The organism is Pseudorhodoferax sp. (genome assembly GCF_047601025.1).
In the GTDB taxonomy this organism is placed as follows: domain Bacteria; phylum Pseudomonadota; class Gammaproteobacteria; order Burkholderiales; family Burkholderiaceae_C; genus Pseudorhodoferax.
This window is the reverse complement of sequence record NZ_JASGJZ010000001.1, coordinates 4,487,584-4,512,328: the sequence shown is the minus strand read 5'-3', so window position 1 is coordinate 4,512,328 and position 24,745 is coordinate 4,487,584. Positions and strand designations below refer to the sequence as shown.

Sequence of the window (24,745 nt, the reverse complement as noted above, 5' to 3'; positions counted from 1 at the left end):
ATGCTTCAACTCCTCATCGACACCCTCCTGCGGGCCTCGGACCTGGCGCTGATCGCGCTGGGCCTGAGCCTGGTCTACGGCCTGGTCAAGTTCCCCAACATCGCGCACGTGCAGGTGGCGATGGTCGGCGCCTACGCCACGTTCGCGGCGCACGCGGCCGGGCTGCCGCTGGTGGCCGCCGTGGCCGTGGGCAGCGCCGTGGCCGGGCTGCTGACGCTGGCGCTGCAGCAGCTGGTGTTCCAGCGCCTGCTGCGCGCCGGCCCGGCCATCGCGATGATCGGCTCGCTGGCCGTGGCCTTGCTGGTCATCGCCTGCGTGCAGGGGTTCGCGGGCTCCTTCCCGCGCATGTTCAACCTGCCGCTGGCGCAGCCGATCGTGTTCGGCGACGCGCGGCTGTCGCAGACCCAGCTGTGGGCGGTGTCGACCACGCTGGTGCTGCTGGTGCTGTTCTCGCTGCTGCTGTTCGGCACCCGCACCGGCCGGGCGCTGCGCGCGCTGGCCTCCAACCCGGCGCTGGCCGCCGCCTCGGGCCTGCAGGCGGCGCGGCTGACGCGGCTGGTGAGCTTTGGCAGCGGCGTGCTGGCCGGGCTGGGCGGCAGCCTGCTGGCCCTGTCCATCGGCGCCCACGTGCAGCTGGGCAACGACCTGCTGCTGCCCGTGTTCGCGGCGGCCATCCTCGGCGGCCTGGGCAACCCGCTCGGCGCGGTCGCCGGCGCGGTGCTGATCGCGCTGACGGAGACCGTCGTCACCAACGTCAACTTCGGCTGGCTGGTGGGCAAGGACCTGGCCTTCCTGCCGGTGGCCTACATCGGCGCAGCCTCGTTCCTGATCCTGCTGCTGGCGCTGCTGTTCAAGCCCTACGGCCTGTTCGACCGGGAGGTGCGCCGTGTCTGATTACATCGTCTCCTCGGTCACCATCGCCGGCATCTACGCGCTGATGGCGCTGGGCCTGAACCTGCAGGCCGGCTACGCGGGGCTGCTCAACTTCGGCCACATCGCCTTCGCGGGGCTGGGCGCCTATGCCACCGGCATCGTCATGCAGGCCGGCGGGCCGGCCTGGCTGGGCGCCGGCACCGGCGTGCTGCTGGCCATGGCGCTGGGCTGGTGCATCGCGCGCCTGGGGCGCCAGCTCGGCTCGGACTACTGGGGCATCGCCACGCTGGCCATCGCCGAGATCCTGCGCACCATTGCCACCAACGAGGGCTGGCTCACGGGCGGAGCCAACGGCATCGCCGCCATCCCCTCGCTGTTCGAGGACTGGCCGCGGCCGTGGAACGCCGTGGGCTTCATGGCGGTGGTGCTGCTGCTGGTGGCCGCCGCGGCCTGGGCCTGCCGGCGGCTGGGCAACGGCCGCTTCGGCCGCGCGCTGCGGCTGATGCGCGAGGAGCCCAGGCTGGCCGCCTGCATGGGCTACGACCTGGTCGCGCTCAAGTCGCGCGCGGTGATGAGCGGCGCGGCCCTCACGGCCATCGCCGGCTCGCTCTATGCGCACTACATGAGCTTCGCGGGGCCGGACTACATGCTCGCGGCCGAGACCTTCCTGCTGTGGACGATGGTGATGATCGGCGGCCTGGGCAACACCGCCGGCGTGCTGGTGGGCGTGGCGGTCGTGCAGGCGGCCCATACGCTGGTGCCTTTCGCCAAGGACCATTTCCAGTTCTCGTCCGACACCGCCGGCGCCATGCGCATCGGCCTGATCGGCCTGATCCTGCTGGCCTGCCTGCTGTGGCGCAGCGAGGGCCTGTTGCCCGAGAAAGTGCGGAGGATGGCATGAGCGGCGGCGTGAATGACGGCATGGGCGGCCCCATCCTGCAGGTCGCCGGCCTGCGCAAGGCCTTCGGCGGCAACGTGGTGCTGGAGGGCGTGGACCTGGCGGTGGCGCGCGGCGAGATCGTCGGCCTGCTGGGCCCCAACGGCTCGGGCAAGAGCACGCTGCTGAACGTGGTGACCGGCTTCGAGGCCGCCGACCGCGGCGAGGTGGTCTTCAAGGGCACGCGCATCGAGCGCCTGCCCGCCCACCGCATCGTGGCGCGCGGCATCGCGCGCACCTTCCAGCTGCCGTCGATGCCCACCAGGATGTCGGTGATGGAGGTGGCCATGGCCGCCGCCACCGCGCGCCATGGCGTGTGGGACACGCTGCTGCGCCCGCGCGGCGAGCGCGCGGCCGAAGCCGCGGCGCGCGACAAAGCGGCGCGCCTGCTGCACGAGCTGCTGCTCGACCCGGTGCGCGACCTGCCCGCGTCCGCCCTGTCCGGCGGCCAGAAGAAGCTGCTGGGCATCGTCTGCGCGCTCATGGGCGACCCGGGCATGCTGATGCTCGACGAGCCCACGGCCGGCGTGCATCCCAACCTGCGCAACGACATCGTCCAGGCCCTGCTGCGGCTCAACGCCGCCGGCATGACCCTGGTCGTGGTGGAGCACGACATGCACTTCATTCAGTCCCTGTGCACCCGCTGCGTGGTGCTCGACCGCGGCCGGATCGTCGCCAGCTGCCGGCCCGACGAGCTGGCGTCCAACGAGCGCGTGCTCGAGGCCTACCTGGGCAGCGCCGCCCGCGACGCCATGGCGCGGGAGGACGCATGATCGACGTCCAGGACGTGGTGGCCGGCTACAGCGCCGAGGTGGACATCCTCAAGGGCATCTCGCTGCACGCGGGCAGCCGCGAGATCGTCACGCTGCTCGGCCCCAACGGCTGCGGCAAGTCCACGCTGCTCAAGACCATCGCCGGCTTCCTGCTGCCGCGCAGCGGCCGCGTCGGCATCGACGGGGCCGACGTGTCGCAACGCCCGGCGCCCTACAAGGTGCGCCACCTGGGCGTGGGCTTCGTGCCGCAGACCGAGAACGTGTTCAGCGTGCTGTCGGTGCGCGAGAACCTGCAGGTCGGCGGCCACTACCTGGACAAGGCCACGGTGAGCGCGCGCATCGGCGAACTGTGTGCGCTCTACCCGGTGCTGGCGCGCAAGCTCCAGGCCCCGGCCGCCTCGCTCTCGGGCGGGGAGCGGCAGATCCTGGCGCTGGCCCGCGCGCTGATGCCGCGCCCGCGCGTGCTGCTGCTCGACGAGCCGTCCGCGGGCCTGTCGCCCAAGGTGCTGCACGAGGTCTTCGAGGCCATCGTGCGCGTGCGCGAGCAGGAAGGCGTCACCATCCTGATGGTCGAGCAGAACGCCATGGAGGCCCTGCGCATCTCCGACCGCGCCTACGTGCTCTCGATGGGCAAGGTGGCGCTGGAGGGCGTGGCCAGCGAGCTGCTGCGCGACCCGCAGATGCGCGAGTTGTACCTGGGCGGCCGGGCGCACTGAGGATGCCGCCACCCGGCTGATGTTCCGCCACTCCGCGATTCGGCCATGCCGCCTGCCCTCGCAATGCCCCCAGTGCCATTCAGCCTGGAAACGGCAGTTGACTGGTCGGAACGCAAGCAAGTGCTTGCCGCTCCCTGGAATGGATCGACTTTGCGACGCACCCATTTGGAACTGCCCCGCAGTTGCCAGAAACGGCCGCAGCCCCGCGCCAGAACTTGCTTTTCTTTGTTTTCGACACCACCCACCTGCCGTTTCCAGGTTCAGTGGAGCCTCCACCGACAAGCCTTTCCCGGCTCGCTGAACGACAGCGATGCCGTGCTGGCGTGCGAAGCTGCGTCCCGGCCGGCTTTTCTCGCGTATTCGGGCGATGAGCGCCGGCTCTCGTAGAGGCGGCGCTCATCTCGCATCGATGCAGTACTGCTAGAACTCGATCGCCAGCACGCCGTTGATACTGTGATAGGACTCACGGCTGCTGTACTGGCCACCATATGCCAAGGTGAGCATGGCGGACCTTGACAGCTCAAAGCTCAGACCGACCCCGACCACTCCCGCATTTCTGGCAATGGGCACCCCCTGCACGGCGAAGGAGCTTCCGCCCGCGAAAGAAACGACGGAGGTCGGCGTCACATCGCCGAAGGCGTGCTGCCAGCCGAGCATGCCGCGCACGGTGGCATGGACGGAACCGATCGCGATGCGGGCCGAAGGCCTGATGCCCAGCGTCGTGAAAGTCACTTCGTCGCTGGCGGATGCATGGGTCAATGCCGCGCTGCCGCCGCGCTCGCTGAATCCGGCGGTGTGCAGATTCACATACGCCAGGTTGGCGAAGGGTTCGACGTGGACCGCATCGACGTCGAACTGCTGGCCCACCTCGCCGAAGACCTGCACAGTCCTGGCGTGATAGCTGGCCCGCAAATCATTGGAGAAACTACCGAACGCGACCAAGCGCTTGCTGTCGAGATGATTCCAGCTATGGCTTGCGCCCAGGCGCAGGTCCAGGCCACTCCATTGCGTACCCCCGTAGACGCCCAGATGGTAGTTGTCGCTGGTCCCCGACGCACTGCGCCCATCGATCGTGAAATCGCTGCGGCTGTAGCCAGCGAATGCACCGACGCGCCAATGCTGGACGGGAATGTCGCCGCCGATGAGAAAACCTCCGGTCGATTGGCTGCCACCCGCGGCATTGGCGTCTCCATGGAGCCGTCCCCACGATCCGAAGCCTTGCGTCCACAGGACGGATCGCCGAGCGACCGCCGGGCAATCCTGGCCAATACGGCGATGGTCGGCCTGCCGGTTGTCATCGCCGTTCGATGCTGCACACAGCGCGCCGCGCAGATGGTGGAGCGCGGCGTCCCGCATCAAGAAGCTGCTGGAGATCAACAGGCCCTTGGTGGTCGCCAGGGCATCGCCGGACAGCTGGTTGAACGCCTCGCGTGTGGCCTCGGCTGTCGGCGTATTGAGTAGCGCGGTCGCCAGCGCCCCGGTCTGCGGCAGACCATGGAAGCCGGCTGCCGCGGCGGCCTGATTGGGTGTTTGCGCGACAGAGGCGGGGTCGACTGTCTGCACCACCTGGAGGTACACATGGTTGGCGTCGTAGGTGTCGCGCAGGGCCAGATACGGCGACGGCACCTGGGTCTCCCCGCTCAGGCCATACGTCCCGCTGACGCCACCGGCAGCAGTCAATACCGTGTACTGGGCACCGACCTGATAGTCACCGGGCGCGGCCTTTTCGACCAGCACACCGGCGCCGGGCGCCAAAGTCGCTGCCCCACTCACGACGATCAGGTCGGAGGCGTTGGACCGGGGATCGACTTGCACCTGATAGACGGCGCCCGCCGCTTGGCTGTAGTCGCCGTTGACATGCAGGGTGCCAATGGAGTTTCCGGGTGCGATCGTCCCCCCTGGCTGCACCGTGGTGGCGCCGACCGTGCCATTGCCTCCCAAAACGCCACCGTTCTGGATCGTCACCACGGAATTTGCCAGTGATCCATTCACGGCCAGGGTGCCCGCCGCCACCGAGATCGGGCCGGACAGCGTGCCCGTACCGGTGTAGTTGAGCCGTCCCGCGCCCGTCTTGGTCAGGCTGCCCGAGCCCTGGATCGCATTGGCCAACCCGGCATCGGCGGACTGATCGATGACCAGCGCGCCCTGGTTCAGGATGGCGCCGCTGCCAAAGCTGGTGGCGGAGCCCGTCAGGGTCCCCGCGGCGAGGACCGTCCCGCCCGTGTAGGTGTTGGTCCCGGTCAGGGTCAAGTTGCCCGCACCCGTCTTGGTCAAGCTGCCCGTACCGCTGATCGCATTGGAAAAACCGGCATCGGCGGGCTGATCGATGACCAGCGCGCCATTGTTCAGGATGGCCCCGCTGCCGAAGCTGCTCGCCGAACCCGTCAGGGTTCCCGCGGCGAGGTTCGTCCCGCCCGTATAGGTATTGCTCCCGGTCAGGGTCAGGTTGCCTGCCCCCGCCTTGGTCACGCTGCCCGTACCGCTGATCGCATTGGCCAAGCTGGCATCGGCGGGCTGATCGATAACCAGCGCCGCCTGGTTCAGGAGAGCCCCGCTGCCGAAGCTGCTCGCCGAACCCGTCAAGGTCCCTGCGGCAAGGACCGTCCCGCCTGCATAGGTGTTGGTCCCGGTCAAGCTGAGGTTGCCCGCGCCGGCCTTGGTCACGCTACCCGAGCCGCTGATCGCATTGGCCAAGCTGGCATCGGCGGGCTGATCGATGACCAGCGCCGCCTGGTTCAGGAGAGCACCGCTGCCGAAGCTGCTCGCCGAACCCGTCAAGGTCCCTGCGGCGAGGACCGTCCCGCCCGCATAGGTGTTGGCCCCGGTCAAGCTGAGGTTGCCCGCGCCGGCCTTGGTCACGCTACCCGAGCCGCTGATCGCATTGGCCAAGCTGGCATCGGCGGGCTGATCGATGACCAGCGCCGCCTGGTTCAGGAGAGCACCGCTGCCGAAGCTGCTCGCCGAACCCGTCAAGGTCCCTGCGGCGAGGACCGTCCCGCCCGCATAGGTGTTGGCCCCGGTCAGGGTCAAGTTGCCCGCGCCCGTCTTGGTCACGCTGCCCGTGCCGCTGATCGCATTGGCCAAGCTGGCATCGGCGGGCTGATCGATAACCAGCGCCGCCTGGTTCAGGAGGGCGCCGCTGCCGAAACTGCTCGCCGAACCCGTCAGGGTCCCTGCGGCGAGGACCGTCCCGCCCGTGTAGCTGTTGGCCCCGGTCAAGGTCAGGTTGCCTGACCCCGTCTTGGTCACGCTGCCCGTGCCGCTGATCGCATTGGCCAAGCTGGCATCGGCGGGCTGATCGATGACCAGCGCCGCCTGGTTCAGGAGGGCGCCGCTGCCGAAACTGCTCGCCGAACCCGTCAGGGTCCCTGCGGCGAGAACCGTCCCGCCCGTGTAGCTGTTGGCCCCGGTCAAGGTCAGGTTGCCCGTGCCCGCCTTGGTCAACACACCCGGGCCTGACATCGCGCCATTCAAGGTCAGCGTCGTGCCGGGGTCCGTCAGGAGCGTGCCGTTGCCGGCCAGGGTCACGGCTCTCGCCGAGGTAACCGTGGCCGTGTTTTCCAGCGTGCCGCCATCGAAGGCGAGCGCCCCGGACGGATCGCCCAGGTTGCCGTCACTCGCGACCCGCAAGATGCCCGCCGTCATCGTCCACGGCGTGACCGCGTTGGTGGTGCCCGTCAGCGTCCACGTACTGGCGCCGGTTTTCTCATAGATTCCGAACCCTCGGTATTGCGCCGTCGCGCCGATCTGGGAGACATCGAAGCTCGCGTCGGTAGGGCCGCCCAGCTTCAAGGCGTCCGCCGGGCTGTAGGCCACCACGTTGCCGGTGATCGTCGAGCCGGCCTGGATCTCCAGAGAATTGACGCCGCCCAGGAACGTGACGGCGTTGGCGAGCACAGGCGCTGCGCCACCGGTACTGGTCCCGCCCATCGCGCCGGCGATGGTGCCCGCATTGATCAGCGTGATGTGGCTGCCCTTGACGCCCTCTCCGCCCAGGCCACCGCGGGTGCCTGCTGCGTTGTATCTGCCGGAGCCCCCCACTCCGCCGGTGATCGATCCCCCTGCCGCATTGACCACGATTCCGCCACCGGTCACCCAGACGCCGGCCCCACCGTCGCCCCCGCCGTTTGTAATCCCACCCCCGCCGCCAATGCCTCCCTTAATCGTTCCGCTGTTGGTCAGGCCGCCACCCGCGGCCAGGACGATGCCCATGCCAGCCCCACCGCCTGAAACACCGGTCCCGCCGCCGCCTATGCCACCTGTCACCGTACCGCCCGCGGCCACGGTGACCTGGGCGGAGGAAAAGATGCCAACACCCCCGCCACCGCCACCCGCGTTTCTCTGCGCATAGCCCGCGCCGCCGGTCACGCGGCCGCTCCCCCCGATGGTGAGATCCGCGCTAGTGGTCACACCAACCCCCCCGCCACCGCCGCCACCGGTCGTATTGACATAATCGACCGCGTTCTGCCCGGCACCGCCCGCGCCACCGACCACGGTCGTGGTGAGTGTGGTGGGCGCCGTGACGACCAGGCCCGCCGCACCAGTCGCACCGGGCGTACCGAGGACAGCGCCCACGCCGGTACCGATTCCGCCGCCGCCCCGAGCGCCGCCATGGGCACCATTGCCGGTCGTGAGATCGACGGCACCGCCACCGGGATAGCCACCGGGGGATCCAGTGGGCGTAAAAACGCCATCCGCACCGACCGCCTGCGCCAGGGTCCCATCCCTGCCGCCCGGGCTCACGGGAACGTTCAACAAAACGCTCCCCATCCCGCCATCAGCCCGGGCCGGCCCCGCACCCGCCCCGGCTGCCAATGCCACCAGCAACACCGAGCGCAATGCGCAGGTTTCGGGTTGTTTTATGAAGCCAACGCGTCCGATCCGAGCAACCTGCATCAAAAATCACCCAAATTTCTTTTAATAAACGTTCAATAATCGTTCAAATTCGAAGCGCTTGTCAACAACATCTCGAGCGCACCGATGCCATGCAGCGAAGCCTCTCCGATCAGCCCGCCTGGGCCGATGAGCGCCGCCGATGCCGTGCCGGCGAGCGCCGGCTTCGTCCCGGCCGGATCTTCTTGCGCGGTCGGGCGATGCGGACCAGCACGGCATGCAGCGTTACCCACGGCAGATGGCGCAGTGCATGGGCGTGGCCGACCCCAAGAACGGCAGTTGACTGGTCGGAATGCAGGCAATTGCTTTCCGCACCCTGGAATGGATCGACTTCGCGACTCACCCATTGGGAACTGCTCCGCGGTTGCCAAAAACGGCCCTAACCCCTTTTCAACACTTGCTTTCTTTGTTTTCGACACCACCCACCTGCCGTTTCTAGGCTGACTCGATGGGCGCGCCGGCCTGCCGCCGGTACAGCCCGCTGCGCCTGTGCGCACAGGCCTGGGCGATGTTGGCGCCGCCACCGCCTGTGCGATCGCTTGGAGCAACTGGCTGCTCCAGCCCTACAGGTGCAGCCACTGCTTGGCGGGTCTTGAAAAACTGGCCGGTGGCCATCGACAGCAGCCCCACGCAGCACGCCGTCACGACCGAGCCATCCGCGCGGGGCCATCGCCGAAAGCGAGCGCGTGCCCGCGCCAGCGCGGCAGGCGCAGGCACGAGCCATCGCCGACGACCATGCGCAAGCCGTACCAGCGTGCTGGCGCGGCCTTCGCGGTGCCAGCCCTGAACCCGCTGCCGAGCACCACGAAGGCCGAAGCCTTCAACTTGCGCCGCGCCCGGCACAAGGCGCTCTCGCTGATCGCGCGCACGGCCTGCGCGCGGCCGCCCAGGGCGGAGAAGAAGGCATCGAGCGGGCCCCGTACGCACTTGTTGCCCAGGTGCTGCAGCATGCAGCCCACCGAGGTGGGCAGGCTCAGACTGCGCTGGCGGGTGAAGTCACGCGGGCCGACACGGTGGACATCGCGAAAGGCCTCCGAGTGCAGTCGCTCCGGCGGCCCGGCGCGCCACGCGCCGGCACGCGACGTGCCCTTGCCGGTACGGCTACTGGCTGTATTCCTGCAGCAGTGAACGAATCTCCTGCCGTTCGAATCGATTCGATTTCAGTATCGCGGCCAGTTCATCGCGCGTCAGCGGATAGCCTGCCAGCAATCGGCGCAGGTCTTCCCGGTCAGGTGGGTACGCTTCGACAGGGATGATCTCCGTCGAATCGGCCAACTCCTCCAGCGCGAGCGGCATGCGGTCTACATTGACGTAGATCCTGTATCGCGTGAAGCCTTCCGGATATGCCTTGTCAAAATACAAGGTGGTGCCTTTCGGCAGCATGTGCAAGCCTGCCGATGCATCCGGTGATGCAAGCAACAGCGGCGTCTGCAAGACATGGATTCTTGTTGTCCTCGGAAATTTCCACAGCTCGGCAGCCGCAAAGCCGGCCATGAAAAACGCCATCGACCCCATGGCGATATAGATTTTATATTTCATCCTGTCCGCATCCAATCAGCAAATCCTCTTCACATCCCTTCGCTCAAGATGCGATTTTTTCTCGCCCAAGCCACAAGATCGCGCGGATAAACCATGTCATCGATGGCACTGTCGTCCAGGTCGTACAGCAGCGCGACCGCACCGGCCTCGAAGGCCCAATAGCCGAAGTAGTCGCCTTCGGTGCCCTCGATGCGCGTGTGGCTGCCATGCCAGGGTGCCCGTTCGAAGCACGCATACCAGGACACGCAATAATTCTTCAACGCGGCATTCGCCCCAGGCCTCTCAAGGTACATGGCATTGACCAGGGCCGTATACGGCTCGGCGTGGTACCACTGGTCTACGTCGGCGCGGCCAGCCACGTCGAAGGACATGAGGTCTTCATAGACCGTGTCTTCGCCCGCGTAGGCGGGATCGAGCAGTCCGCGCAGGCGAGGCAGCAGGTCGCGGCGATGCAGCAGGTAGCACAGGCTCACGAGTTGCAAGGCACGTTCGTATTCATGGAGATCATCAAAGCCCAAGGGCGCCATGCAGGGCACGCCTTCCTGCATTGCAAGGGCTTGCACGTAGTGCTCAAAGGCCTCGATGACCCGCGGCAGTTCGGCACGCAGGCTGGGGATGCTTCGGCCCGCAGTGAAACGCAGTACGAATTGCTCGAACCGGAGTCGCGAACGGGTCGCATGATGAAGACTGACCAGTTCGCGCGATCGGGCATGGGCGATCTCCACTTCAATGGAGTTGAGCAAGAAAGTGTAGTTGGCATCGGCGGCGTCGAGGAAAACCTCTGTCAAAAACGCCTGGCGACGAGAAAATCGAAAGCATTCGTTCATGGTGTGCATCCACAGCCGCAGTCGACTCGAAGATCGGCATTGCTCAAGACGGCATGCGTGCGCGCCCAGGCCACCATGTCCTTGGGGTAGCAGAGATACTTGTGCAGGCAGCTGTCGTCCTCGATGCCCAGCAACAGCACCGCCGCGCCGGCCTCGAAACTCCAGTAACCGTAGTAGCCACCTTGCTCGCCCTTCTCGTTGGGCTTGTGGCTGTCATGCCAGCCCGTGCCGGCCAAGTCCTTGTACCAGCGCTTCAGGAAGCGATCCAGATCCTTGACTGCGGCAGCGTTGTCCTCGCTGCTCAACGCATCTGCCAATGCCTCGTAGGGCCGCGCCCAATGCATGGTTTCACTTTCGTACCGATTTTCCGGCCCCATCGCGAAAGACATGAACTCTTCGAATATCCAGTCCGCGCCACCCATGCCCTGGCCCTTCTGCCCGACGGCATCGAGACCGTCCTGCAAGGCCGCCAATCTCGGCACCAGGTCCCGCCTGTGCAGCAAGAAGCAAAGCCCGACGATTTGGAACAGCGCGCAGTAATGATCGATGTAGCTGAACTCGAAGGCGAGATCGTTGCGATCCTTGCTCTGTGCCCAAAGCTGTTCGGCATATCGCTCGAAAGCGGCGATGGCGGACTCCAGCGATCCTCGCAAACCGGCAATCTCCTCGCCCGCGGTGTACCGCAGGATCAGCCGTTCGAAATGGCTCCATGCAACTTGGCGCGTCGAGATCAACCACCCCTCCTCCACCGTCTGCCCGGAGGCCGCCGGCTGCCGACCGAACAGTTCGATCGCATCGGCAATCTCCCGTTCGAGCTCCGCATAGCCGACTTCGGTCAGGAATTTCTGGCGTCGATTCACGATTTTCCCTTGCACGGCCAATATTCTTCGGGAGGTGCTTCAGTTCGCCGGGCTGCGAGCCGCCTCGACTTGATCGGTCGACGGAAAGGCCGCCTCGGAAAGCGCGAGAGGCAACGCCGGTACGCCGCCCAACTCCGGCGGCAGCGGCAGGCTGCGCGCGTGGTCGACCAGGTCGCGCGGATAGAAATCCTTGTCGCGATAGCTGCTGTCGTCGATCTGCAGCACGTAGGTCACCGCGGCCGCCTCGAAGCTCCACAGGCCCAGGTAGCCGTGCTCGCGGCCCTTCTGCTGCGAGCCGTAATAGGGCTCCCGACGGCTGGCGGTGTACCACTCGTCCATGTACTTCGCCATGAGCGCCGGGCGCTTGTCCGGCGAGGCGTCGAAAACCTTGAGCAGCTTGGAGTACGGCAGGTGGCGGGTACAAGTGTCGGGGAGCGGCGCGCGCCCGGCAACGAAGGGGGCGACCAAGCGATCGAGGAGGCCGTCCCGAGGCTGGTTGCCGTAATCCATGACGGCGCACACGCGTGACAGATCATGGGTGAAGCCCAGCAATGCGCCGAAGCTCACAAGGCGGATCGCATCCCAATAACCGTCGTCGCGAAGCGTCAGGTGCGCGACCACGTAGGGCGCCGTAGGCGACTGGTGGAAAGCCTCGTGGTACCTGGCATATTCCTCCCAGAACGAAAGTGCATCGACGAAAAAGCGAGAAAGGTCCGCGATGGGTTGGCCGGCACTGTACTGAAGATGCAAGTAGGTGATGGCATCCAACGCCTTGGCGTGCGCGGAAGTTGCAAGGTCGGAAGGGGTGCAGTCTGGTGCCGCCGCACGTTGCGCCAGAAACGCCGAGGTCATGAAATCGAAGTTTTCAGCAATGCCGGTTGCCTTGCGCCTGTAGGCCGGATAGCCCAATCCGATGTCTCGTCTCCGGGAAAGGAACAGGCTTTCCTCCGTCGGTACTGCGTAGTTCTTGACCATGATAGGGAAGCACAAGCTGGCACGAGGATACCCTTGGCCGAACCGCCGGCGCGGGCCGCCCACGCCGAGGACGGCCGCAAGAAGCGGTCTTGGGAAGCCCGCTTCAACACCCGGTTGTGCACGAGGCTCGGCGGGACGGCGTACCCATCCGATTACCCACAAATCAGAGCAATCCGGCGAGACGTGCGTGGTACATGCCGGCGGCGAAGTCGGCGACGCGCTGCAGGCCGATCCACATGGTCTTGACGCCGGGCTGGCCGTCGCTCTTGCGGCCAAGAAAGCCGCCCAGCGTGGCGATCAGGCGGATCGCCTGATGGAGCCGGGTCGCCGCGTGCGGCGGCTTGTTGTCCAGCACGATGCAGGCGGCCTTGCACTCGTCGGGCTCGAAGAACAGCTTGGCCGGCAGGTCCGGGCAGGTTCGCCCCAGGCGCATCAGCCGTGCGATGCGCCTGGCCACCACCAGGTACAACGCGATGGCCTTCTCCAGCCGGGCCATCGTGCTCAACTGCAGCGCCTCGACCCGGCAGGCGTTCTTGACGCTGTTGAACAGCAGCTCGATCTCCCAGCGGGCCCGGTACCAGTCGCGAGGGTTGCGTGAACTGGATCGTTCCCAGCGCCTGAGCCGCCGTGGCCGTCTCCCACCGCTTGGTCTGGCCCTGCGCCTGCTTGCCCTGGCCCGCAAGCTTGCGGTCATGCTGGCAGCCGATCAGCCAGTCCGCCGGATGCTGCAGTTCGTGCGCGCGCTGCATCAGCGCCTCGATGTCCGCCTCGCGGTCGGCCACATACACCAGCCGCGTTCGCGGCAACTCCTTGGCCCACTCCGCCACGCGTTCGTAGCCTTCGATCCAGCGCGTGCTCTCCACCGGCGCCGGGTCGTCCCCCACCGGCCGGCGTGCCCACATCCACGCGTCGACCACCCCCAGCGGCTCGCGCTGCGGCGTCACCGCGTAGGTCGGATGTACGTACATCCCGCGCGGCGCCTCGTAGCTCGGCCGCCCCAGGCCCACGATGTTCTGGCCGTTGAAATCCAGCTCCGTCGTGTCCTGCAGGCACAGCACCACCGGCTGCTCGCTCATGCGCCGCTGGCTGCTGGCCCAGTGCGGCTGCAGGATGTCGCGCCAGCCGACCTTGTCCGACGCGAACAGCCGGTACGCCGCCTTCGATTCGGCCCAGCCCCCGCTGGCGCTCGGGATGCTCCGCGAGGGCTGTCGGGCAAAATTCTCGGCCATCCGGACCAGCCGTCGGTTCCGCCTCCCATCCCCCAGGTCCAGATCCGCAAACGCCTCTGTCGCCCAACTCATCTCGCCTCGCCACCGATCCATCGTCTTCAACAAATCAAGAGATTACGAGAGAGGGCTCAAGTTCTGGGTAATCGGATGGGATTGATGGGGCCGGGCTGCAAGAAACGGTAATCGCGCTCTTCCTCGGGAATGCTGCCATCCTCGTAGCGGTCGTCGCGCCATAGCAGGCGCCAAGTGACGTCCGCACGGAGGCTTTCTGTTTCTGTTTCTAGCTTTGCACGTGGGGCAGGTGAAGCGCCATGTAGATAGTTCATGCAGCCGACGACAGGAAACGGGCCACGCGAAGGCGGCTGCTTGAACAGGCTGAATCCCTTGGGCTTGGGATTATTCACAGGCTCCCAGATTCCGGTGTAAGGAATGACCTTTCCTGTGCGGATCAGTACATCCTCTGAAGGGTCGGGGATGTCGAAAACCATTCGTGGGAATTGCATTTTCGGAAGATTTTCCTGCAACCAGACGCCGTAAATATTCGGGACGGCTGCATCGAGATGCTCACTTTCAAGAATTACCATTCCGCACTCGCCCGATGCAGCATTTAATTGCTTAAGCGTGCACTCGAACTCCTCCCAATGGGGAGTGTGTTCGTAGTCGATCCCCATCTCGCCGCGGCCCCAGATGCCGATGCTCCAGTGATTAGGTGCGCGGCCCGCCATGGCGAACTCGCCATGGGCGTTGTACTGAAACACGCGCTTGTCGCCTTTGCGTAGACGTCGCACGCCTTCCTCGAAATGGGCCAGGCCTTTCAGGATGTAGACGTAGTCGTCATACGAAATAGTGGACTTTTCCAGAATCCCCGCATTGTCGGCGGCACGCACACTTTGCTCGGCAGCGTCCGCCCATGCCTTGTAATAACCGAGGATGCGGTTCCACGCAGTCCATGACGAGACCTGCTTGAGCCAGCAGAAGATCTGCTTGCGCTCGTGTTCGTTGGGCAGCAGCACGTCCTGGCGGGGGAGTGGGATGTTCATGGAGCGATGACAACCTCGCGGTGTTCCTTGCTGGCCTGTTCACGTGCAGCGAGACGTGCGGCCTGCACGGTGCCGGTGCTGGGTGGATGAATATACCCGGCGGTCTCAAATCCGAAATGCAACACCCGGCCCATGAGGTAGGGTGTGAAGATGAGGAGAAGATTCCAGCAGTTGCAGCCTGAAGAGCGGGTGATGCTGCAGACGCTGAGGGCGCAAGGCCAGAGCCTGCGATGCATCGGACGGACGCTGGGGCGCAGCGCAGGCAGCCTGAGCCGAGAGTTGGGTCGTAACCAGCAGGCCGGCAGCTATGCCTGGAAGACGGCGCAGCAGACGTGCGCTGCACGCCGACAAGCCGCCAGACCTGCCGCCAAGCTCGATCCGCACGGGCGGCTGTGGCCGCTGGTGGCCCACATGCTGAGCTGGTATTGGTCGCCCCAGCAGATCGCGCGGACACTCAAGCGCATGTGGCCCCAAGACACCGAACTGCACGTCTGCCACGAGACGATCTACAACGCCATCTACGCGCATCCCAAGGGCGAGTTGCGCAAGGCCTTGCTGGCATGCCTGCGCCAAGGCCGCAGCACAGGCCGGCCGCGCTCTGCGGGCCAGGACCGGCGTGGCCGGATTGCCGAGATGGTCAGCATCCACGTGCGCCCGCCCGAGGTCGATGATCGGCTCATGCCTGGTCACTGGGAGGGCGACCTGATCGAGGGTGCTGGCAACAAGTCCTGTGTGGGCGTGCTGGTGGAGCGCACGACGCGCCTGGTGCTGCTGGCGCACATGCCGGATGCGACGGCCGAATCGGCGCTGGCCGGCTTCACCGCCAAGTTGCACCAGATCGCCGCGCCGCTGCGCAAGGCGCTGACCTACGACCAAGGTCGCCAGATGGCGCGCCATCGCGAACTGGCCCGCAACACCAACATGCGCGTGTACTTCTGCGATCCGCACAGCCCCTGGCAACGCGCCAGCTGCGAGAACACCAACGGACTGCTGCGCCAGTTCCTGCCCAAGGGCACGGATCTGTCGGTCTACTGCCAGGACGAACTGGACTGCATTGCCGACCTGCTGAATACCGGCTGCGCGCCACACTGGACTGGCGCAGCCCCATCCAGGCCATGCGCGACCTCGTGCACGGCATCGCCGAACACCGCGACGCGACAATCCATTAATCGATCAACAAATGCCCGGTGTTGCATTTCGGATTTGAGACCGCCCTTGTTGACCGACACAGATGCTGTCAGGGCCGCACAGGGAAATGTGGATGCACTGTTGAAGGCACCGGCCGGCGGCACCCTCAGTGCCGGGCCTTCGGGAGCTTCGGCAGCGGCAGCGGCCGGATCTGCCGTGGTACTGAGCAAGGAGCAATTCCTGACGCTGTATGCGCAACAATCGCGCTTTGGCTCCAAAGGCATCACTTCGATGCGGCAGTTGCTTGCGCAGAACGTATCCGACCTGCGTGCCATGACGTTGACCATGGATGGCAGGCTGGCCATCGGCAGCATCGTCGTGCAAGGCATCGGCCTGGTGAACGGACTTGGCTCATTGGCAGATGCCAAGACTCGAAAGGACGTGCGCGACGCGTGGTTCGGCGTGTATGACAGCACGGCTGGGGTGCTGGGTGGGCTGTTGGAACTGTGGGCAGTGATAATGAATACGCGCACGATCGCGCAAGCCGGCGTGCAGGGAGCTAGTAAAAGCATCTCGCTGGCATCAATACGGTTTGCCGGGAATATTGCTGGGGCTGCGGGTGGTGTAATTGGTGCGGCCAGCGCCTTTGCCAAGATGGAGGATGCGGACAGGACCGGAAATCGTAATGCGGTACGAGCCTACTTGTTATCTGGCGTTGCACTAACTGGTATAGCATTGACATCAACTGCCGCCAGTGTTGGCATAGCTGCCGAATGGATCGTTGCTAGACAGGTAGGCGGTGCTGTAACTCAACGTTCTGCCACAGCGGTGGCTTTGCGAATTGGCGCACAAGGCACTCCGACCGTGCTTGGAATATCCGTCACAGGATGGGGCCTGTTACTACTGGGTGCTGGATTTCTATTCCAATTTGTCGCAATCGTTCTGACCCCAACGCCGCTACAAAAGTGGGTCAGCCGGAGTTACTTTGGCAAAGGAGATGACAAATACCCCAAAGGGGACTGGAAAACAGAAAAGGATGGGCTTATTGACACCATGCAATCGGGCACCGAAGAAGCATCCAATAGTAAAGCCCGGGAGCCTGTAGCCCAATGACTACGCCATCATTTCGCAGACACGGAAAAATCATCAAGGGCGACCATGCGCCGCATTTCGACAGCAAAGACGAAGCCTGCGGCAATAACGCGCAACATGAGGAAAAATCTTCCGGAACATTGAGAAAGTTTTCAAAACAGAATAGGTCAAGTACCACAGTCACGACTAACGGTTATCTCAAAGCTCGCTTTGCAGATGCCATTGAGTACACAGGTAGTCCGCAAGGGTTACGCGGCCTACTATTGATCTGGGGGCTGTTTGGCTCAATGGCCGGTTTCTGGCTTGTTGCCCGTTTCGGGCCTTCAATGCTCGCCTCTTCCGACTGGTTCGTCACGATTCTTGGCGGCACCCTCTTTTTGCCGACACTCTGCGCCTTTGGCATCTATCTGATTTTATGGACTGCCCGTCTCGAACTCTTCCGCCCCGAAGACGAGCCGACGATCTTCGATCGCCGAAATCGCAAGGTCTACCGCGTATTCCGTGAAACATGGCCCGGCTGGCGAGGCCTGTTCAAGCGCTGGCCGCTGCGCGCCGCAGAGTACGACTGGAACCTGATCGATGTAGAGCACCAAGCCACGCTGATGACCACTGGCTCCACGGTCACGCGCTATCACGCGCTGGTATTTATCGTGAAGAAAAGTGCTACCGATCCTACCGTCGTCGACGGCTTCACCATCGGCCACACGCTGGAACTGGGCGAACAGACCGTGCCAGCGCTGTGGGAGCACATCCGCCGCTTCATGGAAGAAGGTGGCCCGCACCTGCCGCCTGGAGAAACATTGGCGCCGGCTCAGCCGCCGAAGGGCCTGTGGCAAAGCCTGGCTGCGGTCGGCCCGGTTGGTTCTTCGTACAAGCGCTGGTGGAAGGACAACGCGGGGTTCATGATCCTGATCCACGTGTTATTCCCTGTGTTCGTGCCATTCTTTTTGCTGTGGGGTCTCTGCAACTGGTTGAGCTATCTCACTGCCACGCGAATCGACTGGTCAATCGAAGTAAAAGCCGCCGTGGGGCCAAGCCTTGATTAAGGTCGTCTTGATATTCTGAAGAGACGGTGGGGAAAATTTTGAAGAGAAACGGCCGAGAGTAGAAAGCCCTGGAATGATCAGGAAACTCAACAAGAACGAGCAGGCCGCATCAAGTGCCATTTCCCTGGGATACATAAAATCCAGATATATTGAAGCAATTGAGTATACCGGCAGCCCTCAAGGCTTAAGAGGCCTTCTTGTAATATGGGGAATATTCGGGACAGGCTTGATTATTTGGCCAGTATCACTGATATTTGGCTCAGAGACATGGTGGGAGTTTAGGAGTTTTTGGGACGCCCCTCTGTGGATCGCCCCATTTCTGTTCTTGGCCTTCTGCATCTGGTTACCCCTCTGGACTGCCCGCCTCGAACTCTTCCGACCGGAAGACGAACCGACGATCTTCGATCGCCGAAACCGCAAGGTCTATCGTATATTTCGGGATACGCAACCCGGCTGGCGAGGCTTATTCAAGCGCTGGCCGCTACGCGCCGCAGAATACAACTGGGATCTGATCGGCGTGGAACATCAAGCCACGCTGACAACCACTGGTTCCACGGTTACGCGCTACCACGCGTTAGTATTCAACGTGAAGAAAAGCGCCACTGATCCCACCATCGTCGACAGCTTCACCATCGGCCACACGCTGGAACTAGGCGAACAGACCGTGCCAGCGCTGTGGGAGCACATCCGCCGCTTCATGGAAGAAGGTGGCCCGCACCTGCCGCCTGGAGAAACACTGGCGCCGGCTCGGCCGCCGAAGGGCCTGTGGCAAAGCTTGGTTGCGGTCGGCCCGGTTGGTTCTTCGTACAAGCGCTGGTGGAAGGACAACGTGGGATTCATGATCCTGATCCACGTACTGTTCCCGGTGTTCGTGCCGCTGTTCCTGCTGTGGGGCGTCTTCAACTGGTTGAGCTACCGCACCGCGACGCGGATCGACTGGCCGGCTGAAGTAACGGCCGCCGTAGGTCCGAAACTCGATCAAGATCAAGATTTATTTTCCGCCTAGAATGCTCGAGATATCTGGCAGGTTTATCAGCAGAGCGGATAATGCCACATCATGTCCTTCCCCGCCGAATACGGTAGGCTGGCACAAAGGCAAGGAATTGATGTTCCGGGTTCATCAAAAACCACCACTCCCCTCCCACCACGAATCGATTCTGGCAGGTAGAAAGTAAATGGTACAAGCCAAGAAGAAACGACGAGTATTCAGCACCTACGGGTCGCTGGACAAGCGCGCACGGGCATGGCAATACCTGGGACCGGTTGGGCGCAACACGGGACAAAGGCCTAATGGCGATGATCTGATCTATCGCAGCAATTGCACGACCTTGGAGATTGGACAGGGTGTATCAAATTTCAAAGGAATGATTTGGCTGGTGGCGAGCAGCGTTGTAGGTAGCATTGTTTTTTATTTTTACGCCATTTTCTCGGCAACCGGAATAGAGTCACTTATTTCAAATGCAAGTTTCTTCACTCTTTTGATCGGATCATTGATATCCATCATCCTTGCGATCGCCGGTTTTTTCTTCTCAACGATCCTGATCAACGACCTGTTCGGCTACACAGATGCCCCGCTGCGCTTTGACAGGGCCAGCCGCAAGGTCTACGTCTGGGCATCGCGCAAGCAGGGGCCGATGGTTCTGGATTGGGACGCCATCAAGCCGGTAGCGCAGAGCGTGGGCATGCCGCCGTACCAGGTCAACCGGTTCCGCTCGGTGCTCCTGGTCGACGAGGACGTCGATGGCGAGGTCCGTTTCGAGGGCCATCTGCCGCGCATCGCGCAGATCGGCTCTGCCGTGCTCGATCGCGAGTCGCCGCTGGCCGCTTATGAATATTGCCGGCTGTTCATGGAGCACGGCCCGCAGGTGTTGCCTGCGGTCAAGCGGCACCTGGTGTTCCGGCCAAGGGGCTGGCGCAATTTCTTCGACATCATGGGTCTCATCGGTGGCTTCATGCGCGACTACCCGAGCCGCCCCAAGGAGGAGCGCAGCCTGGGCTGGATGATCTTTGGCGTGGTGATCGTGGCACCGGTGGCGTTCTTCCTGTGGCCGTGGCAGCTGACGCAGGGCCTGGCGGTGAAGTTCACGACGCGGGTACCGAAGTGGCCACAGGCCTATGAAGAGATGGCGGCCCTGGGTGGGCCGATGCGGCCGCCGGCGGGCTCGGAACCCAATGACATGCCGATGCTGCCGCACGAGAAGCTCATTGCCGGGATATGGATCGCCTCGGCCGTCGCGGTGTGGATCTGGCTGGCATGGCTGGTGTGGCGCTGACCTGAGGCCTGCAGGCATGCCGAAGCTTCTATTGCCCAAGGCGTCTGGCCAGCCCCTGCCATGAGGCATATTTTCAAATCGGCGTTCGCCGGCACGCTGGTTTCTGCCTGCCTGATGACGACACCCGATTGTGACGGTCAGCCTGCGAACCACCTGTCCGAAGCGTTCAAGGGAATTGCCGGCATCCGTGTCGAACGCAACGGCGCACTCGAAGCGAACGATCCTGCTACGCAGTGCGTGGATGTCTCGCTGGTACACCCGGACCGAAACGTCGGCTTCGTTTGCCGCACCAGCAACAAGGCTTTCGTGGCCGACATGGGCATTTCGTCCTACGGCGATCCCGCTCCCGGCTCGCGGCCCGGCCGGCGCCCCGCCAGCGGCTTGGTTCTGGGTACGCCGATGGCACAGTACGCCATGGAGCGCTTTCACGCCGGCAAGATGGAATTCGCTGCTGCGGACGTCGATTGCGACACCGGATCACGGCCGCTCTACCGAGCCACCGCGACGTGCCGCGTCATCGTATCCCCGCTGGATCGGCCGGTCCTGATCTACGGCAGCTTCGTGCTCGGAGTTCACACGGACGCCCGGCGCGGCATCACGCACGCGCAAGTTCGGGAAATCTGGCGGCATGTTGCGCAGCACCCCGCTACGCAATAGCGGCCATCGTCCTGCAAACGGCCGCCGGTGCAATGCTCTTGCCCAGCTCGGCTGAATCGCCGCCAAACTCGACCTTCCATGGTGCTCATGAGAACAATTGGACAGCGCACAGTAATCTCGCACCACGGTCGCTCCGGCCGGTCACGATGCGCTGCAGTTCTGGCTCTTGGCGTTTTTCTTCTTGCGCTTGCAGAGCTTGCTTCGGCAGATGGCTGGCGCAGGCCAATCCCTCGTTCCGATCCACCGAACACTATCCTTCGCAAACAGTTCACCGAAGTCGTCACCCGCAAACTGCAAAGCGATCGACGACTTCCAGGCCAATTCCCGCTGATTTCCGGGTATAAACACTCCGCCCGCGTGCTTGCGGGTGGCAGAACGCTGTGGCTTGCTCCCCTGCAGGTACGCTATGCGTCACTGTCCAACCGCTACTGCAGGCTTGCGGTCATGGATGAGCGCACACGCGAGATCAATCTGGCGCCATTGCCTTCCTCTGCAATGCATGACACCTGCTCCGAGATCAGCGCGCAATGGCTGGTCGATGCCAATGGATCCGGTGCCGTCGATATCGTCCAACTCGTTCACATTCAATCCAATCGCGGCGATTTCTTGATTTCTGAACCTCTTGTCTATTTGTACGATCCCCAGTCCGAGGTCGGCTACTGCTATTCTTCCGAAGCCAGCCGAGAACTCAGCCAGAGGACCATGCATTCGAGAGATGCGGCAAGCTCTGCGTTGAAGAATGCTCGCGCACGGCTGGGAATCAACAGATTTTCTTGCGATGCTTGAACTGGCCTGGCAGGCCGACTACCGAGGTACTGCCCAAGCCAGCCGATCAGGCAGCCCATGCAAGCCGGACTGCTTGAAGCCTCTCAAAACCTTGGGGTTTTCTGATCTTGGCGACGTAACTTATTGATTTCCATGCGCGTGATCTTGCTCATCTTGGGGTTTTGAGAGGGGCCCTTCTGACCGGAGCGGATCGCTTTCAAGGACTGGCCCTCAGCCCATATGGCGGCTAGCGGGCACGCGGCAGCGACGAACCCGAAGACATCGCCAAGTTGCCGCCGTCCACGTTCATGATCAGGCCGTGCACCGCGGACGCGGCGGCCGACGCCAGGAACAGGATAGCCTCGGCCTGCTCCTGCGGCTGGGCCGCGTGGCCGAGCGGAATGCGTCGCTCCCGCTCGATGAACATGCCGGGATCGCGCTCCTGGTCCTTCTTGGACAGGTCGGTCCAGGTCATGCCGGGGCACAGCGCGTTCACCCGGATGTTGTAGCGCCCCCAGTCCACCGCCAGCGCCTTGGTGAGCCCGACCACGCCGTGCTTGGAGGCGACGTAGGCAGCGCCGTTGGGAATGGCGACCAGTCCCGCCAGCGACGCCACGTTGACGATGGCGCCGCGCCGGCGCGGAATCATGGACGCGGTGGCGACGGCCTGCGACCAGTGGAACACCGCGTCCAGGTTCACCGCCATGCCGCGCCGCCAGGCGGCCGAGTCCAGTTCCTCCGCGGCGGCGCGCACCATGATGCCGGCGTTGTTCACCAGCACGTCGATGTGGCCGCACTCGGCGACGACGTGCGCCACGGCGGCGCGCACGGCCCCCTCGTCGCCGGCGTCGGCGGGCAAGCCGCGCGCCCTTCCGCCCGCGTCCTGCAGCGCCCGCACCGCCTGCTCGACCGCCTGCGCGTGCAGATCGTTGACGACCACGTGCGCCCCCTCCCGAGCGAAGAGCTGCGCGGCCGCGAAGCCGATGCCGCGCGCGGCGCCCGTGACCACCACCACCTGATCCTGAAACCGCATGCCGCCTCCATGGATTGATCTTGATTCAACATTATGCATAATGCACCAACTTGGAGACAACATGATGGAGCCCTCATGAAGAGCCACCTACGCCGTGCACTGGCCATCCTGCCGTTCGTATTGAGCCTGCCGGCCAGCGCCGCGGACACCGACTTCCCATCCAAGCCGCTGCGGCTGCTGGTCGGCTACGCCCCTGCCAGCGGCGCCGACGTGGTGGCGCGGGTGCTCGCCCACGGCCTGGAGGACACCTTCAAGCAGGGCGTGATCGTGGAGAACAAGTCTGGCGCCGGCGGTGCCCTGGCCGCGCAGGAAACCGCGCGCGCGGCGCCGGACGGCTACACGCTGATGGTCGCCGCCATGCCGCAGATGACCATCCTGCCGGCCATCGGCAAAGTGCCGTACGACGTCGAGCGCGACTTCGTGCCGGTGTCGCACGTCGTGGACACCGACCTGGTGCTGGTCACCAATCCGGAGCGCGTGCCCTCCGGGTCCATGCAGGAGTTCGCCGCCTGGGCCAGGAAACAGCCTTCCCTGTTCTTCGGCACGCCCGGCCCCGGCACCGTCGGCCATTTCGGCGCCTTTTTCTTCGCCGATGCAGTCGGCGCAAAGGTCGAGCCGATCCATTTCCGGAACACCGGCGAGCAGGTGACGGCCCTGCTCAACGGCGACATCCACGCCGAGTACTTTTCCTATGCCGCAGCCCTGCCGTTGGTCAAGGCCGGCAAGCTCAAGGCGCTGCTCACCACCAGCCCGACCCGCTCCGCCATGTTCCCGGACGTCCCGACCTCGGCAGAGGCCGGGTATCCGGGCATGCAGTTCGCCTCGTGGTACGGCGTGTTCGCGCCGGCGGGCACGCCGGCCGCCGTCGTCGACCGGCTGAGCGCCGAGATCATCAAGGCCAGCAAGTCGCCCGCCATCCGCACCCGCCTGGAAGACGCGGGCCTGCGCGTCACGGCCACCGGGCGCGCGGAGTTCTCGCGCGTGCTGCGCGCGGACATCGAGCACTGGGGCAAGGCCGTCCGGGCGACCGAGCTGGGGCCGCAGAAGTAGGCGGCAGCGTTCGCCACCATCCCTGGACACCGCCATGAAAAGATTCCTCTCCGCCCTGTGCGCGCTGCTCGCGCTGGTGTGCGCGGCCACCGGCGCGCGGGCCCAGCAGCCGCCGGTCCCGCCGCTGATCCGCATCGTCGTGCCGTTCGCGCCGGGCGCCAGCACCGACGTCATCGCGCGCCTGATCGCCAACCAGCTCGGCCCGCGGCTGGGCACCAACGTCATCGTGGAGAACCGCGCCGGCGGCTCCGGAATGATCGGCAGCCTGGCCGTCGTCAAGGGCCCCAAGGACGGCTCGATGCTGCTGTTCACATCCGTGAGCATGCTGAGCACCGCGGCCACCACCCGGAACGTTCCATTCGACGTGACGCGCGACCTGGTGCCGATCGCGGTGCCGGGCACGGGCCCGCTGGTGATCGCCGTTTCGTCCAAGACGGACATCCACACGCCGGCGGACCTGGTGGCCGCTGCGCGCGCCCGGCCGGGCCAGCTGACGCACGGCACCGGCGGCGTCGGCACCATCGCGCACCTGGCGGCCGAACTGCTGAACGATGCCGCCAACATCCAGCTCACGCACGTTCCCTACAAGGGAGCGGCGCCGGCCGTGGCCGACACGGCCGGCGGCACCATCGACATGATGCTGGCTGCGAAGACCACCTTCGCCGCACAGGTCACGGCCGGCCGCATGCGGCTGGTGGCCGTCACGTCCGAGCAGCCCAGCCCGGCGTTCCCGGGCCTGCCCACCATGGCCTCGGTCGCGCCCGGCTACGCGGTCGAGCTCTGGACAGCGCTGTTCGCGCCCGCCGGCACGCCACCGGCGCTGGTCCAGCGCCTCAACCGCGAGGTCAACGAGATCGCCCATTCCAGGGAGATGGTGGAGCTCATGCAGAGCGACGGCGCCACGCCGCTGAATGTCACGCCGGACGAAGCGGCCCAGCGCGTGCGCGACGCCTATGCGACCTGGAAGCGCCTCGCGGCCGCCAAGAACATCGTGCTGGAGTAATTGAGCGACGGCCCTGCCCGCCAAGGCGCGGCAGCG

21 protein-coding genes and 2 pseudogenes are annotated in these 24,745 nt (G+C 64.7%); 13 read left to right on the top strand and 10 right to left on the bottom strand.

What is annotated here, in order from left to right; all coding sequences use genetic code 11:
• The 4 genes from QM782_RS20935 to QM782_RS20920 are packed head-to-tail and all read left to right on the top strand — an operon-like array spanning nucleotide 1 to nucleotide 3,299.
• Nucleotides 1–894, top strand: a complete 894-nt coding sequence (locus tag QM782_RS20935; protein WP_415204806.1) for a branched-chain amino acid ABC transporter permease — start codon at nucleotides 1–3, stop codon at nucleotides 892–894.
• Complete coding sequence (locus QM782_RS20930) at nucleotides 887–1,774, top strand: branched-chain amino acid ABC transporter permease (RefSeq protein ID WP_415204805.1); 888 nt, start codon at nucleotides 887–889, stop codon at nucleotides 1,772–1,774. The genes QM782_RS20935 and QM782_RS20930 overlap by 8 nt, the downstream gene beginning before the upstream one ends.
• The gene (locus QM782_RS20925; protein ID WP_415204804.1) at nucleotides 1,771–2,583 is read left to right on the top strand and encodes an ABC transporter ATP-binding protein; all 813 of its coding nucleotides are present in this window, start codon (nucleotides 1,771–1,773) and stop codon (nucleotides 2,581–2,583) included. The genes QM782_RS20930 and QM782_RS20925 overlap by 4 nt, the downstream gene beginning before the upstream one ends.
• Nucleotides 2,580–3,299 carry an ABC transporter ATP-binding protein gene (locus QM782_RS20920; protein WP_415204803.1) on the top strand — a complete coding sequence of 240 codons (720 nt, stop codon included), beginning with the start codon at nucleotides 2,580–2,582 and terminating at the stop codon, nucleotides 3,297–3,299. The genes QM782_RS20925 and QM782_RS20920 overlap by 4 nt, the downstream gene beginning before the upstream one ends.
• 420 nt (nucleotides 3,300–3,719) lie before the next feature.
• Here QM782_RS20920 and QM782_RS20915 read toward each other — a convergent pair whose 3' ends face one another.
• The 9 genes and pseudogenes from QM782_RS20915 to QM782_RS20875 form a co-directional block, all read right to left on the bottom strand.
• Complete coding sequence (locus QM782_RS20915) at nucleotides 3,720–8,054, bottom strand: autotransporter domain-containing protein (RefSeq protein ID WP_415204802.1); 4,335 nt, start codon at nucleotides 8,052–8,054, stop codon at nucleotides 3,720–3,722.
• A gap of 173 nt (nucleotides 8,055–8,227) precedes the next feature.
• A complete protein-coding gene (locus tag QM782_RS20910) occupies nucleotides 8,228–8,425 on the bottom strand; it encodes a hypothetical protein (RefSeq protein ID WP_415204801.1) in 198 nt (65 codons plus the stop codon).
• 408 nt (nucleotides 8,426–8,833) lie between these two features.
• Nucleotides 8,834–9,142 (bottom strand): hypothetical protein, encoded by a 309-nt coding sequence (locus QM782_RS20905; protein ID WP_415204800.1) that lies wholly within the window; start codon nucleotides 9,140–9,142, stop codon nucleotides 8,834–8,836.
• Between the two features lie 151 nt (nucleotides 9,143–9,293).
• On the bottom strand, nucleotides 9,294–9,731 hold the full coding sequence (locus QM782_RS20900) for a hypothetical protein (RefSeq protein WP_415204799.1): 438 nt from the start codon (nucleotides 9,729–9,731) through the stop codon (nucleotides 9,294–9,296).
• Between the two features lie 29 nt (nucleotides 9,732–9,760).
• Nucleotides 9,761–10,558 carry a PoNe immunity protein domain-containing protein gene (locus QM782_RS20895; RefSeq protein ID WP_415204798.1) on the bottom strand — a complete coding sequence of 266 codons (798 nt, stop codon included), beginning with the start codon at nucleotides 10,556–10,558 and terminating at the stop codon, nucleotides 9,761–9,763.
• The gene (locus QM782_RS20890; protein WP_415204797.1) at nucleotides 10,555–11,433 is read right to left on the bottom strand and encodes a PoNe immunity protein domain-containing protein; all 879 of its coding nucleotides are present in this window, start codon (nucleotides 11,431–11,433) and stop codon (nucleotides 10,555–10,557) included. Before QM782_RS20890 ends, QM782_RS20895 begins: the two co-directional genes overlap by 4 nt.
• A 24-nt stretch (nucleotides 11,434–11,457) precedes the next feature.
• Nucleotides 11,458–12,393, bottom strand: coding sequence for a PoNe immunity protein domain-containing protein (locus tag QM782_RS20885; protein ID WP_415204796.1), 936 nt, complete (start codon nucleotides 12,391–12,393; stop codon nucleotides 11,458–11,460).
• Nucleotides 12,394–12,556: 163 nt separating this feature from the next.
• Nucleotides 12,557–13,664, bottom strand: a pseudogene (locus QM782_RS20880) (IS4 family transposase).
• Between the two features lie 86 nt (nucleotides 13,665–13,750).
• The gene (locus tag QM782_RS20875; protein ID WP_415204795.1) at nucleotides 13,751–14,662 is read right to left on the bottom strand and encodes an Imm71 family immunity protein; all 912 of its coding nucleotides are present in this window, start codon (nucleotides 14,660–14,662) and stop codon (nucleotides 13,751–13,753) included.
• A gap of 150 nt (nucleotides 14,663–14,812) precedes the next feature.
• Between QM782_RS20875 and QM782_RS20870 the strand changes: the two are divergent.
• From QM782_RS20870 to QM782_RS20840, 7 genes and pseudogenes are all read left to right on the top strand, one after another.
• A pseudogene (locus tag QM782_RS20870) lies at nucleotides 14,813–15,831 on the top strand (IS30 family transposase).
• 175 nt (nucleotides 15,832–16,006) lie between these two features.
• Nucleotides 16,007–16,903 (top strand): hypothetical protein, encoded by an 897-nt coding sequence (locus tag QM782_RS20865; protein ID WP_415204794.1) that lies wholly within the window; start codon nucleotides 16,007–16,009, stop codon nucleotides 16,901–16,903.
• Nucleotides 16,900–17,928, top strand: coding sequence for a DUF6708 domain-containing protein (locus QM782_RS20860; protein WP_415204793.1), 1,029 nt, complete (start codon nucleotides 16,900–16,902; stop codon nucleotides 17,926–17,928). The genes QM782_RS20865 and QM782_RS20860 overlap by 4 nt, the downstream gene beginning before the upstream one ends.
• Before the next feature lie 73 nt (nucleotides 17,929–18,001).
• On the top strand, nucleotides 18,002–18,934 hold the full coding sequence (locus QM782_RS20855; RefSeq protein ID WP_415204792.1) for a DUF6708 domain-containing protein: 933 nt from the start codon (nucleotides 18,002–18,004) through the stop codon (nucleotides 18,932–18,934).
• Nucleotides 18,935–19,103: 169 nt separating this feature from the next.
• Nucleotides 19,104–20,201, top strand: coding sequence for a DUF6708 domain-containing protein (locus QM782_RS20850; protein ID WP_415204791.1), 1,098 nt, complete (start codon nucleotides 19,104–19,106; stop codon nucleotides 20,199–20,201).
• 60 nt (nucleotides 20,202–20,261) lie between these two features.
• Entirely contained in the window at nucleotides 20,262–20,858 is a 597-nt protein-coding gene (locus tag QM782_RS20845; protein WP_415204790.1) for a hypothetical protein, read from the top strand.
• A 78-nt stretch (nucleotides 20,859–20,936) separates the two neighbouring features.
• Entirely contained in the window at nucleotides 20,937–21,644 is a 708-nt protein-coding gene (locus tag QM782_RS20840) for a hypothetical protein (protein WP_415204789.1), read from the top strand.
• 226 nt (nucleotides 21,645–21,870) lie between these two features.
• Here QM782_RS20840 and QM782_RS20835 read toward each other — a convergent pair whose 3' ends face one another.
• Nucleotides 21,871–22,656 carry an SDR family NAD(P)-dependent oxidoreductase gene (locus QM782_RS20835; RefSeq protein ID WP_415204788.1) on the bottom strand — a complete coding sequence of 262 codons (786 nt, stop codon included), beginning with the start codon at nucleotides 22,654–22,656 and terminating at the stop codon, nucleotides 21,871–21,873.
• A gap of 75 nt (nucleotides 22,657–22,731) precedes the next feature.
• Here QM782_RS20835 and QM782_RS20830 point away from each other — a divergent pair, with 75 nt between their 5' ends.
• Together QM782_RS20830 and QM782_RS20825 are read left to right on the top strand one after the other, a co-directional pair.
• The gene (locus QM782_RS20830) at nucleotides 22,732–23,706 is read left to right on the top strand and encodes a Bug family tripartite tricarboxylate transporter substrate binding protein (protein ID WP_415204787.1); all 975 of its coding nucleotides are present in this window, start codon (nucleotides 22,732–22,734) and stop codon (nucleotides 23,704–23,706) included.
• A 34-nt stretch (nucleotides 23,707–23,740) separates the two neighbouring features.
• On the top strand, nucleotides 23,741–24,709 hold the full coding sequence (locus QM782_RS20825; RefSeq protein ID WP_415204786.1) for a tripartite tricarboxylate transporter substrate binding protein: 969 nt from the start codon (nucleotides 23,741–23,743) through the stop codon (nucleotides 24,707–24,709).
• The last annotated feature ends 36 nt before the right edge of the window (nucleotides 24,710–24,745 follow it).

What these genes read in the sequence shown, in the direction of transcription:
- QM782_RS20935 (WP_415204806.1), top strand. Translation starts at nt 1, where the DNA reads ATGCTTCAACTCCTCATCGACACCCTCCTGCGGGCCTCGGACCTGGCG.
- QM782_RS20925 (WP_415204804.1), top strand. Translation starts at nt 1,771, where the DNA reads ATGAGCGGCGGCGTGAATGACGGCATGGGCGGCCCCATCCTGCAGGTC.
- QM782_RS20920 (WP_415204803.1), top strand. Translation starts at nt 2,580, where the DNA reads ATGATCGACGTCCAGGACGTGGTGGCCGGCTACAGCGCCGAGGTGGAC.
- QM782_RS20905 (WP_415204800.1), bottom strand. Translation starts at nt 9,142, where the DNA reads ATGCTGCAGCACCTGGGCAACAAGTGCGTACGGGGCCCGCTCGATGCC.
- QM782_RS20900 (WP_415204799.1), bottom strand. Translation starts at nt 9,731, where the DNA reads ATGAAATATAAAATCTATATCGCCATGGGGTCGATGGCGTTTTTCATG.
- QM782_RS20895 (WP_415204798.1), bottom strand. Translation starts at nt 10,558, where the DNA reads ATGAACGAATGCTTTCGATTTTCTCGTCGCCAGGCGTTTTTGACAGAG.
- QM782_RS20885 (WP_415204796.1), bottom strand. Translation starts at nt 12,393, where the DNA reads ATGGTCAAGAACTACGCAGTACCGACGGAGGAAAGCCTGTTCCTTTCC.
- QM782_RS20875 (WP_415204795.1), bottom strand. Translation starts at nt 14,662, where the DNA reads ATGAACATCCCACTCCCCCGCCAGGACGTGCTGCTGCCCAACGAACAC.
- QM782_RS20860 (WP_415204793.1), top strand. Translation starts at nt 16,900, where the DNA reads ATGACTACGCCATCATTTCGCAGACACGGAAAAATCATCAAGGGCGAC.
- QM782_RS20855 (WP_415204792.1), top strand. Translation starts at nt 18,002, where the DNA reads ATGATCAGGAAACTCAACAAGAACGAGCAGGCCGCATCAAGTGCCATT.
- QM782_RS20850 (WP_415204791.1), top strand. Translation starts at nt 19,104, where the DNA reads ATGGTACAAGCCAAGAAGAAACGACGAGTATTCAGCACCTACGGGTCG.
- QM782_RS20845 (WP_415204790.1), top strand. Translation starts at nt 20,262, where the DNA reads ATGAGGCATATTTTCAAATCGGCGTTCGCCGGCACGCTGGTTTCTGCC.
- QM782_RS20840 (WP_415204789.1), top strand. Translation starts at nt 20,937, where the DNA reads ATGGTGCTCATGAGAACAATTGGACAGCGCACAGTAATCTCGCACCAC.
- QM782_RS20835 (WP_415204788.1), bottom strand. Translation starts at nt 22,656, where the DNA reads ATGCGGTTTCAGGATCAGGTGGTGGTGGTCACGGGCGCCGCGCGCGGC.
- QM782_RS20830 (WP_415204787.1), top strand. Translation starts at nt 22,732, where the DNA reads ATGAAGAGCCACCTACGCCGTGCACTGGCCATCCTGCCGTTCGTATTG.
- QM782_RS20825 (WP_415204786.1), top strand. Translation starts at nt 23,741, where the DNA reads ATGAAAAGATTCCTCTCCGCCCTGTGCGCGCTGCTCGCGCTGGTGTGC.